Annotated in this window: 7 protein-coding genes; 4 read left to right on the plus strand and 3 right to left on the minus strand. The window is 72.4% G+C overall.

Annotated features, from left to right (window positions below; translation table 11 throughout):
* Positions 1-245: 245 nt before the first annotated feature.
* From ACZ4SA_RS00655 to ACZ4SA_RS00665, 3 genes are all read right to left on the minus strand, one after another.
* The gene (locus ACZ4SA_RS00655; RefSeq protein ID WP_468268452.1) at positions 246-1,838 is read right to left on the minus strand and encodes an alpha/beta hydrolase; all 1,593 of its coding nucleotides are present in this window, start codon (positions 1,836-1,838) and stop codon (positions 246-248) included.
* A 49-nt stretch (positions 1,839-1,887) separates the two neighbouring features.
* The gene (locus tag ACZ4SA_RS00660) at positions 1,888-3,447 is read right to left on the minus strand and encodes an alpha/beta hydrolase (protein ID WP_468267941.1); all 1,560 of its coding nucleotides are present in this window, start codon (positions 3,445-3,447) and stop codon (positions 1,888-1,890) included.
* A 256-nt stretch (positions 3,448-3,703) separates the two neighbouring features.
* Positions 3,704-6,367, minus strand: coding sequence for a lysylphosphatidylglycerol synthase transmembrane domain-containing protein (locus ACZ4SA_RS00665; RefSeq protein ID WP_468267944.1), 2,664 nt, complete (start codon positions 6,365-6,367; stop codon positions 3,704-3,706).
* Between the two features lie 215 nt (positions 6,368-6,582).
* Here ACZ4SA_RS00665 and ACZ4SA_RS00670 point away from each other — a divergent pair, with 215 nt between their 5' ends.
* The 4 genes from ACZ4SA_RS00670 to ACZ4SA_RS00685 all read left to right on the plus strand — a co-directional run bounded on the left by ACZ4SA_RS00670 (position 6,583) and on the right by ACZ4SA_RS00685 (position 15,520).
* Positions 6,583-6,942: an MGMT family protein gene (locus tag ACZ4SA_RS00670; RefSeq protein ID WP_468267946.1), complete on the plus strand. Its 360-nt coding sequence runs from the start codon at positions 6,583-6,585 to the stop codon at positions 6,940-6,942.
* 158 nt (positions 6,943-7,100) lie between these two features.
* Entirely contained in the window at positions 7,101-10,652 is a 3,552-nt protein-coding gene (locus tag ACZ4SA_RS00675) for an ATP-dependent helicase (RefSeq protein ID WP_468267949.1), read from the plus strand.
* A gap of 103 nt (positions 10,653-10,755) precedes the next feature.
* Positions 10,756-11,937, plus strand: a complete 1,182-nt coding sequence (locus ACZ4SA_RS00680) for a hypothetical protein (RefSeq protein WP_468267952.1) — start codon at positions 10,756-10,758, stop codon at positions 11,935-11,937.
* A gap of 118 nt (positions 11,938-12,055) precedes the next feature.
* On the plus strand, positions 12,056-15,520 hold the full coding sequence (locus ACZ4SA_RS00685; protein WP_468267955.1) for an ATP-dependent helicase: 3,465 nt from the start codon (positions 12,056-12,058) through the stop codon (positions 15,518-15,520).

Consider the following 15,520-nt stretch of genomic DNA (forward strand, 5'->3'; position numbering starts at 1 on the left):
TTTTCACCCCCCCCTCCCCCGCCCCCCCCCCCCCCCCCCCCCCCCCCCCCCCCCCCCCCCCCCCCCCCCCCCCCCCCCCCCCCCCCCCCCCCCCCCCCCCCCCCACCCCCCACCCCCCCCCCCCCCCCCCCCCCCCCCCCCCCCCCCCCCCCCCCCCCCCCCCCCCCCCCCCCCCCCCCCGCGCCCGGCGTATGCGGGCTCTCGTAAGCGGGACCTGTCGCATGCGGGCCCGCTCCTGCCCGGGGTCAGGACGTGCAGGTCCTGCCGTTCTGCGGGACCTTGCCGTCGAGCAGATACGCGTCCACGATCTCCGTCACACACCGTCCGGTGCCGTACGCGCCGTGCCCCTCGCCCTTGTTGGTGATCAGCACGCCCACGCCGGAGCCGAGCTCGTCGGCCATCTTCCGCGCGCCCTCGTACGGGGTCGCCGGGTCGCCCGTCGTGCCGATCACCAGGATCGGGGCCGCACCCTTCGCCGAGACCTCCGGCGTCTCCGACTCGCCCGGCACCGGCCAGTTCGCGCACCAGCCGGCCAGGTCCCACGCCAGGTACGGGCCGAACACCGGGGAGATGCCGGTGAACTCGGCGAGATGACGGGAGCGCACCTCCGCCGGTGACACCCGGCCCTTGGCGTCCGCGCAGGAAATGGCGCGCTGCGAGTGGTTCTGCGTGCCGTAGTGACCGTTGTCGTCCCGGTCGTTGTACGCGTCGGCCATCAGCAGCAGCCCGGTGCCGTCGCCGTCCTCGGCGGCTTCGAGCGCCTGGGTCAGATACTTCCAGCTGTCCTGGGAGTACAGCGGCTGGATGATCCCGGTCAGTGCCAGTCCCTCGGTGAGGGGGCGGCCGTCGTCCGTGGGCAGCGGCTTGCGGTCCAGCTCGGCGAGCAGCTTCACGATGCTCCCGGTGCCCTTCTTCGCGCTGATGCCCCGGCTCTCGAAGTAGTTCTCCAGGGCGCGCTGGAAGCCGCGTGTCTGGTTGCGCGAGTGCCCGGCGTAGTCGGCGGAGGGGTCGACCACGGCGTCGAGGACCAGCCGTCCGACGTTCTTCGGGAACAGGTGGGCGTAGACGCCGCCGAGCTCGGTCCCGTACGAGAAGCCCAGGTAGTGCAGTTTCCCGTCGCCGAGGACCTGCCGTATCAGGTCCATGTCGCGTGCCGCGTTCGCCGTGCCGACGTGCGGGATGATCCGGCCGGACCGCTCGGCGCAGCCCTGGCCGAAGGCCGCCGAGTCGTCCATGTAGCTCTTCTCCTCCGCCGGCGTGTCCGGAGTGGAGTCCAGAGCGATCGACTTGGCGGTCGCCTCGTCTCCGCGGCAGACCACGGCGGAGCTCTCCGCCACGCCGCGCGGGTCGAAGCCGACCAGGTCATAGCGGCTGTGCAGAGTGCCGTAGCCCTGAGCCGCTCCCGGCAGCGCGGCCACACCGGAGCCGCCGGGGCCGCCGAAGTTGAAGAGCAGCGAGCCGATGCGTTTTCCCGGGCCCTCGGCCTTGGAGCGGATCAATGCGATGCCGACGGTTTCCCCCGTCGGCTCGCGGTAGTCCAGCGGGGCGTCGAGGGTGGCGCACTGCCACTCGCTGCCCGGCGCCTTCGCATAGCTCCCGTACGCCTTGGTGGGCGCCTCGCAGGTCTCCCAGTTCAGCTTCTGGCCCGTCAGAGCGGTCGGGAGCGCGGACTCCGCAGCGCCGGGCGTACCGGTCGTGTCCGGCATGGCGGAGGGAGAGGGGGCACCGCCCTTGCGGTCGTCGCCGGTCCCCTCGTCCCCGCTGCCGCATCCGGCGGCCGCGCCGGCCACGAGGAGCGTCGTCGCGGCCAGGGCGGCCACTCTCACGGGAAGTCTCATCTCACGCCCCCAGGGCTTCGAAGACATTTTCGACATCCTATGGCGGGGGCTACTTGCACACCGTTCCGTCGGCGGGCGCCTTGCCGCTGAGCAGGTAGGTGTTCACGGCCCGCTGCACACAGGTGCTGCTGCTGTACGAGCCGTGCCCCTCGCCCCGGTATGTGATCTGGACGCCGACGCCCTTGCCCAGCGCCTCGGCCATGGCCTTCGTGCCCTTGTAGGGCGTTGCGGGGTCGCCGGTGTTGCCGACCACCACGATCGGGGGCGCGCCGGGAGCGGAGACGTCGGGGTGGTCCCAGGTGCCCGGTACCGGCCATGCGCTGCAGCTCGCCTGCCCCCAGGCGAGGTACTCGCCGAAGACGGGGGAGGCCCTGTGGAATTCGGGCAGCATGGCCTTCGCCTGTTCCATCGTGTAGCGCGCCTTGGTGTCGACGCAGCCGATGGCCGCGCCGGCCGCCTGGATGTTGCTGTAGGTGCCGTTCTCGGAGCGTCCGTTCAGCGCGTCGGAGAACGCCATCAGCAGTGCTCCGTCGCCGCCTTCGGCCTCGTCGAGGGCCTGTTCCAGCAGCTCCCAGTACTCCTGCGAGTAGAGGGCCTGGATGATGCCGTTCGCGGCCTGGCCCTCGGTGAGCATCCGCTCCCCGATGCCGGGGATGGGCTTCTTGTCGAGGCGGTCGAGGAAGGCGGTGATCCAGTCCTGGATCTCCTTGACGGTGGAGCCGGGGAGCAGACAGGCGTCGCCGCGCTCCAGGCAGTCCTCGGAGAAGTTGGTGAGCGCCTGCTGGAAGCCCTTCACCTGGCCGAGCGCGCTCTGCACGGTGTCCAGCGTCGGGTCGACGGCGGCGTCGAAGACGGCCCGTCCGACGTTCTCGGGGAACAGGTGGGCGTAGACGCCGCCGAGTTCGGTGCCGTAGGAGATGCCGAAGTAGTGCAGCTTGTCGTCGCCGAGGACCTGGCGCATCAGGTCCATGTCCCGGGCGGCGTTGAGGGTGCCGACGTAGGGCAGCTCGTTGCCGGAGTTCTCCTCGCAGGCGCGGCTGAACTTCTCGATGCCGTCCTGGTACGCCTCCTCCTCCGCCGCGTCGTCGGGCGTCGGGTCCTCGGTGGCCTGTTCGTCGAGCTGCTTGTCGTCCAGGCACTCCACGGGGACGCTGCGGCCGACTCCGCGCGGGTCGAAGCTGACGAGGTCGTACCGGGCGCGCAGCTTCTCGTAGTCCTGGGCGAGGGCGGGCAGGGTGTGCACGCCGGAGGCGCCGGGGCCGCCGAAGTTGAAGACGAGGGAACCGATGCGGTTCTTCGTGTCACGGGCCCTGGCCCGGATGAGGGCCAGCTCCATGGTCTCGCCGTCGGCCTTCGCGTGGTCGAGCGGTACATCCATGAACGAGCACTCCCACTGCGTACCCCCGGGCAGCGGCGACGGCTTCGGCCCGCCGCCCTCCGCTTCCGAGGGGGCGGGACACGGCTGCCAGTCCAGCTGCTGGGCAGCCAGATCCTTGGGCCGGTCCTCGTCCCCGTCCCCGCTGCCGCCGTCGGAGCACCCGGCGGCCAGCAGTACGGCTGTGGCGGTGGCGGCCGCCGCGGCGCGGGCGGCGGAGGAAGTTGTCGGCATGCCGCCATCGTGCGCCGCCCGCGCTTGCTCCGCATGGGCGACGGTCCATGCGGGTGGAGGTGACAGTGCTGGGCCGTACGGGTGACTTCCGGTCGGATCGTGCGTCAGCGGCCGGATCGTGCGTCCCTCCCCGCCGGGTCGCGTGGGTCCCTGGTCGGCTCGCGCGTCGGTTTGCGGCCGGTGGCCGCCCGGGTCGTGCGCCGGTCGCCGGCCGGGTCCCGCCCCGGCGCGCGTCAGCTTCCGGCCGGGCTCCGCATCACAAGTAACCCTTGCGTGTGAGGTGCGTAAAGGCGAACCAGCCCGGCAGCACCGGCAGCCAAAGCGTCATCGTCCGGTACAGCAGCACCGCGGGGGTAGCGACCGCATAGGGCACCCCCACCAGCACCAGACCGCCGATCAGTGCGCCCTCGACGGCGCCCACACCGCCCGGCGTCGGCGCGGCGGAGCCCAGCGCGTTGCCCGCGAGGAACACCACGGCGATGCTCGCGTAGCTCACCGGCTGGTTGCCGCCGTCGAACGCCCGGACGGAGGCGTCCAGGCAGAGCACGAACACGAACGTCAGCAGCAACATCCCGCCGATGCCGGTGAGCAGCTTCACCGGCCGCTGCAGCACGTCGAGCATGCGCGGCACCACACCGGCGAACAGCGAGCGCAGCCTGGTCGCCACGAACTTCCGCATGAACGGGATCGCCGTGACCACCAGCACCAGCACGGCGACCGTCAGCAGTCCCGCGATCACCGTCCTGGACGGGGTGAGCGACGCCGTCTTCTCCGTACCGGTCAGATAACCGAACGAGAGCAGCAGCAGGATGTGCGCGCCGAGACCGAAGAGCTGCGAGGCGCCGACACTGGCCACGGCCAGACCGGGCCGGACCCCCGACCGCTGGAGGAAGCGGGTGTTCAGTGCGACACCGCCGACCGCCGCCGGAGCGACGATCTTGACGAACGACCCGGCGACCTGCGCGAGCACGGTACGCAGGAACCCGATCCGCTCCGGCACGAACCCCAGCAGGCTCATCGCCGCGGCGAAGTAGCTGAGCACGGAGAACAGGACAGCGGCCGCCACCCAGCCCCAGTGGGCGTCGGCGAACATCGTGCCGAAGTCGAAGTCGGCGATCTGCGACAGCAGGAAGTACGCGGCGACGGCGCCGGCGATGAAGCTGACGAGCGTCCGCGGTCTGATCCGCTCCAGACGGACCGGCTCGACGGGGGCCTGCGGCCTGATCAGCAGTACCTGTCCGCGGATCTGGGAGAGCAGGTCCTCCTCACGGGCCTCGTCCATGGCCTCGTCCAGGGCACGCTTGTCGGCCTGCTTCTCCGCACGCTCCACCTTGCGGGCGGTCTTGCGGTCGTCGGCCGGCGGCTCCTCGTTGCGCGCCCGCCTCGCGGCCTCCGACGCCTCCAGCACCGCTTCTCGTTCGCGGTGGGCCCGTTCGCGCGCCTGCTGGCGGAGGGTGGCCCGGGTGGAGCGGCTCAGCGCGATCGGCTGGAGCAGGGGCAGGCAGTCGGCGACCTTGTCGGGGCCGAGCACCTCGACGGCAGCGGCCACCGCGCGTTCCGCACCCACGCGCAGCCCCAGGGTGGTCAGGAGCTGGGCGATGTCCATCCGGAGCACCACGTCGCCGGCGGCGATCTCGCCGCCGCGCAGATCCGTGAGGATCACCTTGCAGTCCGGGTCCACGAGGATCGCGTCCCCGGCGAGCCGGCGGTGGGCGATGCGCCGTGACTGGAGCGACTTCACCTGCCGCCAGGCGCCGCGCACGACGTCGTCCGTGATCTCCTCGTCGGGCAGGGAGTCGAGGGAGCGGCCGCCGGAGTGCTCGTACACGAGCATCACGGCGTCCGGGCCGAGCTCGGAGGTGGCGATCAGTTTGGGGGCGTTGGCGCCGGCGGCGATCGCCGCGTACGCCAGCAGGGCCTCCTGCTCCAGCGCCTGACGCAGCGACTGGATGGAGCGGCGGGTGGTGATGGAGCGCAGTGTCAGCCGGCGCCAGACCCGGTAGAAGAAGCCCTGCGCCTGCTGCTCGCGGTCGACGACGGTGACATCGAGGGGCGGCCCGTCCTCCAGCGACACCAGGTAGCGGCGGCCGCGGTCCGTGTCGGCGTTCTCCGGGGCGTCCTCCTCCGCACGCATGGCGCTCACCGGCCGGAAGCCGACATGACGCAGGCCGGCAAGCAGGTTCTGGCCGGTGGGCCGGACGTTCGGAGAGCCGACGGCGTAGAGGGTGCCGTAGGCGACGGTCCAGCCGAGCAGCACGGTGAGGATGATCGAGAACGGGGTGGTGTAGCCGGCGACCAGCATCGCGAACGCGTCGAGCAGCAGGACCACCCACAGCACCACGCGCCAGCGGGGTCTGCGGGCCATGCCGACGGCGGTCATGTAGGCGATGACCGGCGCGAGATACCCGTGCACCGGATCGGTGAGCGCACCGCCGGTCTGCGCCTGGGTCAGAGCGTCCTGGAGGCTGCCGGGCGCGCTCTTGGCGACCCAGAGATCGGTGGCGAGGGTGACCCCGTGGGCGAGGACCGCGGCGAGCACGCCGTCCGCGATCCGCAGTCCGTCCCGTTTGACGAGCCGCTCGATGGCGAAGGCGACCGGGACGAGCAGCACGGCGATGCTGGACGCCAGGCCCGCGATCTTGACCAGCAGGTCCGGGGCCTGGCCGGTGCCCTTGTTGATGTCCTGCTCGAGGCCCGTCGTGGTGCCCTGCGCGAACGCGGCGACGGCCAGGACGATCGCGATCATCATGATGCCGATCAGCAGCCGCATCAGGTCCGACGGACGGTGGACGCGCGCGGCGAGCAGCGGCTCGTCCCCGGAGACCCGGTCCGCGTGGGCCACTTCGGCGGCCGTTCCCGCAACCGGCTTCTTCGGGCCCGGCTCCGGGTCAGGGGTGCCTGCCGCCTTCGAAGGCTGCACGCCCCGCTCCTTCGCCGTCTCGGTCTCTTCTTGATCTCGTATCACCAGTCACCGCCCGCACGATGGTGGCACGACCGGACGACAGAGGGGGGCATCAGGGTGCATCGCGGCGACGCGAGGCGCGTACCGTACACCTCTTTGGGCCTTGTGCGCCGATTCACCCGCTGTGTATCGCGGACTTCTCGGCCACGGCGTTGTCGGTGCCGTGCGGCAGGATGGATCGGATGGACGAACTGCCTGAATACGCCGAGCGGGTTCTGGAGGTCGCCGAGCAGATCCCGCCGGGCCGGGTCATGACCTACGGGGACGTCGCCGAGTGGCTCGGCGAGTCCGGGCCCCGTCAGGTCGGCCGAGTGATGGCGCTGTACGGCGGCGCCGTGCCGTGGTGGCGTGTCGTGCGCTCCGACGGAGTGCTGCTGCCCGGCCACGAGCTGCGCGCCCTGGAGCACTACCGCGAGGAGGGGACGCCGCTGCGCGGGGCATCCCGCAGCGCCGAGGGGCACATGCCGCGCCTCGACATGAAACGCGCTCGCTGGGACGGCGTCGGGCCGCACGGCGACGGAGCTCACATATGACAGCTTCCGCCAAGCGGCACCTGCGCGGCGAGTGCGGAGACCGTACGGGGTACGGGACGCAGTTGCCGCCCGCACGCGACGCCCTGGCGTAGCGTCGTCGGCGCGCGGTACCCACCGCGACCTCACCACCAGCACACCCACCAGGACCGGCGAACCACGTGAGCTCCTCCTCCACCACCGGGCGTACGGCGTACCCGCAGCAGGTACGCCGGGGGTCCACGGGTGCGTACCGGCTGGTGCGAACCCCTCCGGGCCGTGTGGATCCCCCTGTGCTGGACGCAGCTCAGCGTGCGGTGGTTGACCACCGCCAGGGGCCGCTGCTGGTACTAGCCGGGCCCGGCACCGGGAAGACGACCACGCTGGTGGAGGCCGTGGCCGCGCGCATCGCGCGAGGCGTGGACCCGGCACGCATCCTGGTCCTCACCTTCAGCCGCAAGGCGGCGGTCGAGCTGCGGGACCGGATGGCGCTGCGCCTGGGGGGCACGCGCGGGCCGCAGGCGACGACGTTCCACTCGTTCTGCTACGCGCTGGTCCGGGCGAACCAGGACGCCGATCTGTTCTCCGAGCCGCTGCGGTTGCTGTCCGGACCCGAGCAGGACGTCACCGTGCGCGAACTGCTCGCCGGGCAGTTCGGCCTGCCGGGTGTGAAATGGCCCGACGAGCTGCGGGCCTGCCTCACCACGCGCGGCTTCGCCGACGAGGTGCGCGCGGTACTGGCCCGCAGCCGGGAACTGGGCCTCGGCCCGGACTCCCTCGCCCGTTTCGCTGCCCGCACCGGCCGGCCGGACTGGGCGGCGGCCGCGTCGTTCCTCGCCGAATACCTGGACGTCCTGGACCTGCAGGGCGTGCTGGACTACGCGGAACTCGTGCACCGCGCCGTGCTGCTGGCGGAGGAGGTGGCCCTGCCCGCCTACGACGCGGTCTTCGTGGACGAGTACCAGGACACCGACCCGGCCCAGGTGCGGCTGCTGCGGGCGCTCGCGGGCGGCGGGCGGACGCTGGTCGCCTTCGGCGACCCCGACCAGTCGATCTACGCCTTCCGCGGCGCCGACGTGAACGGCATCCTCGACTTTCCCGACACCTTCCCGAAGGCGGGCGGCAGCCCGTCGGACGTGGCGGTGCTCACCACCTCCCGGCGCAGCGGGGCGACCCTGCTGGAGGCGACGCGCCTCCTCACGCGCCGGATGCCGCTGACACGGCTGCCGTCCGAGAAGGTGCGGGCGCACCGCGAGCTGTCGGCGGTCCGCAAGGGCGGCCACATCGAGGCGTACACCTATCCGACGGCCTCGACCGAGCTGGACAACATCGCGGACATCCTGCGCCGCGCGCACCTCGAGGACGGCGTCCCCTGGCACGACATGGCGGTCCTCGTCCGGGCGGGCGGCCGTACGATCCCGTCGATCCGACGCGCCCTGACGTCGGCCGGCGTCCCGCTCGAGGTCGACGGAGACGATGCGGCACTCCGCCACGAGCCCGCGGTGGCGCCTCTGCTGACGGCTCTCCGCACGGTGGCCACGGCGGCCGTGCGCCGCAGGGCGGAGACGGGGGCGCGCGTGCCGGATCCGGGGACGGGAGCGGCCGAGACGGGGCCCGCGTCCGGCACGGACGCGGAGCAGCCCGGTGCGGGGGGCCGGGATGCCGGGTCCGCGGACGGGGCGAGCGGCGGGGAACGGGGGGCCCGCGAGGCCGGCTCCACCCCCCTGGACGGGTCGGTGGACGGCGTGGCATCCGCGGCCGAATCCGTGTCCGTAGCCGAATCCGCCTCTGAGGCCGAATCCGTGGCCGTAGCCGAATCCGCCTCTGAGTTCGAACCCGCCTCCGGGGCCGAAGCCACCTCCTGGATCGACACGGACACCGCGCTCACCCTCCTCGGTTCGCCCCTCGGCGGCATGGACTCCGCCGACCTCCGCCGGCTCGGCCGGGCGCTGCGCGACGAGGAACGGGCCGGGGGCAATCCGCTGCCCCCGCCGTCCGACCAGCTCCTCGCCCGCGCGCTCGCCGAGCCGGAGCGCCTGGTCGCACACGACCCCGCGTACGCCCGGGGCGCCCAGCGGCTCGGTGCGCTCCTGCGCACGGCGCGCGAGCTCCTCGAGGGCGGCGGCACGGCGGAGCAGGCCCTGTGGCACCTGTGGGACGGCACCCCCTGGCCGCAGCGTCTGGAACGCGCCGCGTTCCGCGGGGGCGCGGCCGGACGTAACGCCGACCGGGACCTCGACGCCGTCTGCGCACTCTTCGAGACGGCGGCCCGGGCCGAGGAGCGCACCGGCGGCCGCGGTGCGCTCAACTTCATCGAGGAGCTCCAGGCACAGGACATAGCGGCCGACACCCTCGCCAAGCGCGAGGTCCGCCCCGGCGCCGTACGGCTGATGACCGCGCACCGCTCCAAGGGCCTGGAGTGGAGTCTCGTCGTCGTCGCCGGAGTACAGGAAGGACTGTGGCCCGACCTCCGGCGACGGGGCTCCCTGCTGGAGGCCGACCGCATCGGGTGCGACGGTCTCGCGGAACCGCTCACGCCCGGTGCCCTGCTCGCCGAGGAGCGCCGCCTCTTCTACGTGGCCACCACCCGGGCCCGCGACCGGCTCGTCGTCACCGCGGTCAAGGCCCCGGCCGACGACGGCGACCAGCCCTCCCGCTTCCTGGCCGAACTCGGCGCGGAGCCGCGTGACATCACGGGCCGGCCCCGCCGCCCGCTCGCCGTCGCTCCGCTCGTCGCCGAGCTGCGGGCGACGACCGTGGACCCGGACGCGTCCCCCGAGCTGCGGGAGGCGGCGGCCCGCCGGCTCGCCCGGCTTGCCGCGCTGAGCGACGACGACGGTCAGCCGCTGGTGCCGGCGGCGCACCCCTACCGCTGGTGGGGCCTGTACGACGTCACGCACAGCGCGAAGCCGCTGCGCGACCGCGACCAGCCCGTCACCCTCTCCGGGAGCGCACTGGACCAGCTGGCCAACAGCTGTGCTCTCCAGTGGTTCCTGGGCCGTGAGGTGAAGGCCGACGCCCCCGCGACCGCCGCCCAGGGCTTCGGCAACGTCGTGCACGTCCTCGCCGACGAGGTGGCCTCCGGTCGCACCGCCGCCGATCTCGACGTCCTCATGGAGCGCCTCGACTCGGTCTGGAACGCGCTGGTCTTCGACGCCCCCTGGAAGTCGCAGCAGGAGAAGGGGCACGCCCGCGTCGCGCTCGAACGTTTTCTGCGCTGGCACGTGATGGACCGCGGCAAACGCGCGCCCGCCGCCACCGAGCACGACTTCGATGTGACCTTGCAGGCGGGTGAGTTCGAGGTGCGCATCCGGGGCTCCATGGACCGCGTCGAACAGGACGACCAGGGCCGGGCCTACGTCGTCGACTTCAAGACGGGCAAGCGGACGCCGACCAAGGACGAGGTCGCCCGCCATCCCCAGCTCGCGGTCTACCAGGTCGCCGTCCGCGAGGGCGCGGTCGACGAGGTCTTCGGCGGGCACCGCCCCGAGCCGGGCGGTGCCGAACTGGTACAGCTGCGTCAGCCCGCCGCCATGAAGGAGGGTGGCGATGCCCTGCCCAAGGTGCAGGCGCAGGAGGCGCTCACGGGGGAGTGGGTGGGCGATCTGCTCGCCACCGCGGCCGGCCGTGTGCTCGACGAGCGCTTCACACCCTCCACCGGGCAGCACTGTGCGCATTGCACCTTCCGCGCCTCGTGCAGCGCTCAGCCGGAGGGCCGCCAAATAGTGGAATGATCGGTGATTTGCCCCGGTTCGTCACATTCGCAGGGAATCCAATGGAGTTCAGGCCGCCGCAACGGGCTGCGGTGGCCGATCCGGATCTGCGAGGAGAAACAACATGACGGCCAAGCGGAAGTCCCTGGCGAGGGTGGTGGCCTGCGCGAGCGTCATCGTCGTACTGACGGGCTGTTCCCGGGGCGGTGACAGTGACATCAAGGCCAAGGGCGCCTCGGGGGAGCGGCAGGGGCAGGTGACCGCAACCGGCGGCGCGCTGGCCGGCCTGGACGCGGGGGAGATCGCCGACAGGGCGGTGGCGGCCACGAAGGCCGCCAAGTCGCTCAAAATGGCCGGCCGGATCGAGAAGGAGGGCGAGCCGGTCTCCATCGACCTCGCCCTGGACTCAGCCGAGAACTGCACCGGTCTCCTCGGTGCCAAGGGCGGCAGGGCGGAGATCCGCCAGGTGGCCAAGGCCATGTATCTCAAGGGGGACGAGCAGTTCTGGAGCGCCACTCTGCAGGAGCGTTCCCCCGACTCTCCCGGCGGCAGTGACAACGGGGCGGTCGTCGATCTGTTGAAGGGCCGATGGATCACGATGCCAGCCGGGACCATCGAGGCCATGGACCGCGTCTGCGACCTCAAGGCCGTCTTCTCCGAGATGGACATGGACGAGGCGGACCGCAAGCAGATGACCAAGGGGCCGGACGCCCAGGTGGACGACGTCCCGACGGTGACCCTCGTGAAGAAGGCGGAAGGCAGGACGACGACCGTCCACGTCGCCAAGGAAGGCAAGCCGCACATCCTCAAGATCGTCAAGACGGGGGGCAACGAGACCGGCACCATCCTCCTCTCCGACTACGACAAGCCGGTCGAGGTCAAGGCACCGCCGTCCGGCGAGGTCGTCGATCTCGAGAACCTGACCGGAGGCGCCGGTCTGGGCACCGGTTTCGAGGCGGGCGAGTCCCAGACGGGCGAAGCGCCGCAGGCCGGCGAGTCGGACACGGGCGGGTCGGACACGGGTGGATCGGGTGAGTCGGCGGCGGGTGACGACAGCGGTCAGGACACCGGATCGGAGCGCGGCACGGACTCGGACTCCGGAGAGAGCACCGGCAGCGAGGCCGACACGGGAACCGGCACACGATCGGAGTCCGGCAGCGAATCCAGCAGCGAATCCGGCAGCGAATCCAGCAGTGAATCCGGAACCGACTCCGACGCCCACTCCGACTCCGACGCCCACTCCGACTCCGACGCCGACACAGGCTCGGGCGCCGGTACGGCCGCGGACGGTCCGAGCGATTCCTGAACCGTCCGCCGCCCGAAGCGCTCAAGGCCGCCTCCCGGCGGGCCCGGGCCGCCCCGCACGCATCCGGCCGGACATATGGGGACCACTGCTGTCGGTGGTCCCCATTAGCCTCTACGGGGTGACCGCACGTATCTCCGATCCCGAGCAGCTCAAGGAGCTCCTCGGCATCCCCTTCACCCCGGAGCAGACGGCATGCATCACCGCGCCGCCCGCGCCGCAGGTCATCGTGGCCGGAGCCGGTTCGGGGAAGACGACGGTCATGGCGGCACGGGTGGTGTGGCTCGTCGGCACCGGCCAGGTGGCACCCGAGCAGGTCCTCGGTCTGACCTTCACCAACAAGGCCGCCGGTGAACTGGCCGAGCGCGTCCGCACCGCTCTCGTACGGGCCGGGGTGACCGACCCCGATGTCATCGACCCGGACAACCCCCCTGGCGAGCCCCGTATCTCGACGTACCACGCCTTCGCCGGGCAGCTGCTCACCGACCACGGCCTGCGCATCGGGCTGGAGCCCACCGCACGGCTCCTCGCCGATGCCACCCGCTATCAGCTCGCCGCCCGTGTGCTGCGCGAGGCCCCGGGGCCGTATCCGGCGCTCACTCGGTCCTTCCCCTCCCTGGTCAGCGACCTGCTGGCGCTCGACGCGGAGCTTGCCGAGCATCTGGTCGGCCCCGACCGGCTGGTGGCGTACGACAGCGAGCTGCTGTGCACCCTGGAAGGCGCCCGGCTGAGCAACGCCGACCTCCGCAAGGTCCCCGAGGCCGCCGAGGCCCGCCGCGAACTGCTCGACCTGACGCTCCGTTACCGCGCGGCCAAGCGTGAGCGGGATCTTCTCGACTTCGGTGACCAGATCGCCCTCTCCGCGGAGCTGGCACTCACCCGGCCCGAGGTCGGTGCCGTCCTGCGCGACGAGTTCCGGGTCGTGCTGCTCGACGAGTACCAGGACACGTCCGTGGCGCAGCGGCTCCTGCTGTCGGGCCTGTTCGGACAGGGCACGGGACATGCGGTCACCGCAGTCGGCGACCCCTGCCAGGCGATCTACGGCTGGCGCGGAGCGTCGGTCGCCAACCTCGACGACTTCCCCGTCCACTTCCCGTACGCCGACGGCAGTCCCGCCACCCGCTACTCGCTCAGCGAGAACCGCCGCAGCGGGGGCCGGCTGCTGCACCTCGCCAACGGGCTCGCGACGCCGCTGCGCGCCATGCACGAGGGAGTCGAGGCGTTGCGGCCCGCCCCCGGCGCCGAGCGGGACGGCATCGTGCGCTGCGCGCTGCTGCCGACGCACGCCGACGAGATCGAGTGGCTCGCCGACTCCATCGCGCAGCTGGTGCGCACGGGCAAGGAGCCGGGCGAGATCGCGGTCCTGTGCCGTACCGCCGAAGACTTCCCCGAGATCCAGGGCGCCCTCGTCGCGCGCGATGTCCCCGTCGAGGTCGTCGGCCTGTCCGGGCTGCTGCACCTGCCGGAGGTCGCCGATCTGGTGGCCGTCTGCGAGGTCCTCCAGGATCCGGGTGCCAACGCCTCGCTCGTCCGTCTGCTTACCGGCCCGCGCTGGCGGATCGGGCCCCGCGACCTGGCGCTGCTCGGCCGCCGTGCCCGGCTGCTGGTGCACCGCGCCTCCGTGGACGGGGACCCCGACCAGCGCCTCGCCGCGGCGGTGGAGGGAACCGACCCCGCCGAGGTCGTCTCGCTCGCCGACGCGCTCGACACGTTCCTGGAGTCGGCCGCGGGCGAGGACGACGGCCTGCCCTTCTCCGCCGACGCGAGGGTCCGCTTCGCCCGCCTCGCCGCCGAACTGCGCGACCTGCGCCGATCGCTGTCCGACCCGCTCATGGACGTTTTGCACCGGGTGCTCTCCACCACCGGTCTCGATGTCGAACTGTCCGCCTCCCCGCATGCGCTGGCCGCTCGCCGCCGCGAGACCCTCGCCAACTTCCTGGACATCGCAGCCGGTTTCGCCGCGCTGGACGGAGAAGCGACGCTCCTGGCCTTCCTCGGCTTTCTGCGCACCGCCGCGCAGTACGAAAAGGGCCTCGACAACGCACTCCCGGGCGGCGAGAACACGGTCAAGGTGCTCACCGCGCACAAGTCCAAGGGCCTGGAATGGGACGTCGTCGCTGTCCCCGGCCTGGTCGCCAAGCACTTCCCGAACGACCGGGCGCGCGAGGCCTGGACCTCGCAGTCCAAAGTCCTTCCGCACGCCCTGCGCGGCGACGCGGACACGCTCCCGGACGTCGAGTCGTGGGACGCACGGGGCCTGAAGGCGTTCAGGGAATCGATGCAGGACCACCAGCACACGGAGGAACTCCGCCTGGGCTACGTCACCTTCACCCGCCCCCGCTCGCTCCTCCTCGGCTCGGCACACTGGTGGGGCCCCACCCAGAAGCGCCGACGCGGTCCCTCGGCGTTCCTCCAGGCACTGTACGACCACTGCGAGCAGGGGTACGGCGAGATCGAGGTCTGGGCGGAAGAGCCGGCCGAGGACGCGGAGAACCCGGCACTGGGTGAGGCCACCGCCGACCACGCCTGGCCTCTGCCGCTCGACCCGACCTCGCTCTCCCGCCGCCGGGCGGCGGCGGAAACGGTCCTGGCGCACCTCGAGGCGCTGTCCTCGGCGCCGACCGCCTCCGAAGGGCCGGACGCAGTGGTGCCGCCCGCTCCCGAAGGGCCGGAGGACCGGACCACGGCTCCGGCTGCCGCCGAAGAGTGGGACTGGCCGGTGGACGTCCCGCCGGAGGACGACGCACCGCCCCCCTTCGACGACGATCCCTTCGACGAGCTCCTGGACACCTCCGTGCCGGGCCCCCGAATGCCCGTCGACCAGGCTTCGCCCCCGATCACGGAGCAGGCGGGGGCCGAGCCGGACCCGCGGCTCACACCCGAGGACGCCCGCACCATCGCGTCCTGGGACCGCGACCTCGACGCGCTCGCCGGCGAGCTGCGCCGTACCCGCGCGACCGTCCGCGACGTCCTTGTGCCGCCCTCCCTGTCCGCCTCCCAGCTCCTGCGCCTCGCCGCCGACCCCGACGGCTTCGCCAAGGAGCTCGCCCGGCCCATGCCGCGGCCCCCGCAGCCGGCTGCCCGCAGAGGCACCCGGTTCCACGCGTGGGTGGAGTCGCGTTTCGAGGAGCTTCCCCTGCCCATGCTCGGCCCCGACGAGCTTCCCGGCGGCGCCGACGAGCACGACATCGCGGACGAGCAGGATCTGGCGGCGCTCAAAGAGGCCTTCGAGCGGACCCCGTACGCACACCGCACCCCCCACCGCGTCGAGGCGCCGTTCCAGTTCGCCCTCGCGGGCCGTGTGATCCGGGGCCGTATCGACGCCGTGTACCGGACGGGGGAGGGCACGTACGAGATCGTCGACTGGAAGACCGCGCGCAACGGCACCGCCGACCCCCTCCAGCTCGCCGTCTACCGCGTGGCATGGGCCGAACAGCACGGAACACCGCTCGACGCCGTGACCGCCGCGTTCGTCTTCGTACGCACCGGCGAGGTCGTGCGCCCCGGCGGTCTTCCCGACCGCGCGGGACTGGAGCGCATCCTGCTGGGTGGGACGGCCGACGAGTCCGGTGCCCGGGCCCGTTAG

Source organism: Streptomyces sp. NPDC027962 (assembly GCF_055566095.1).

What these genes read in the sequence shown, in the direction of transcription:
- ACZ4SA_RS00655 (WP_468268452.1), bottom strand. Translation starts at nt 1,838, where the DNA reads ATGAGACTTCCCGTGAGAGTGGCCGCCCTGGCCGCGACGACGCTCCTC.
- ACZ4SA_RS00660 (WP_468267941.1), bottom strand. Translation starts at nt 3,447, where the DNA reads ATGCCGACAACTTCCTCCGCCGCCCGCGCCGCGGCGGCCGCCACCGCC.
- ACZ4SA_RS00670 (WP_468267946.1), top strand. Translation starts at nt 6,583, where the DNA reads ATGGATCGGATGGACGAACTGCCTGAATACGCCGAGCGGGTTCTGGAG.
- ACZ4SA_RS00680 (WP_468267952.1), top strand. Translation starts at nt 10,756, where the DNA reads ATGACGGCCAAGCGGAAGTCCCTGGCGAGGGTGGTGGCCTGCGCGAGC.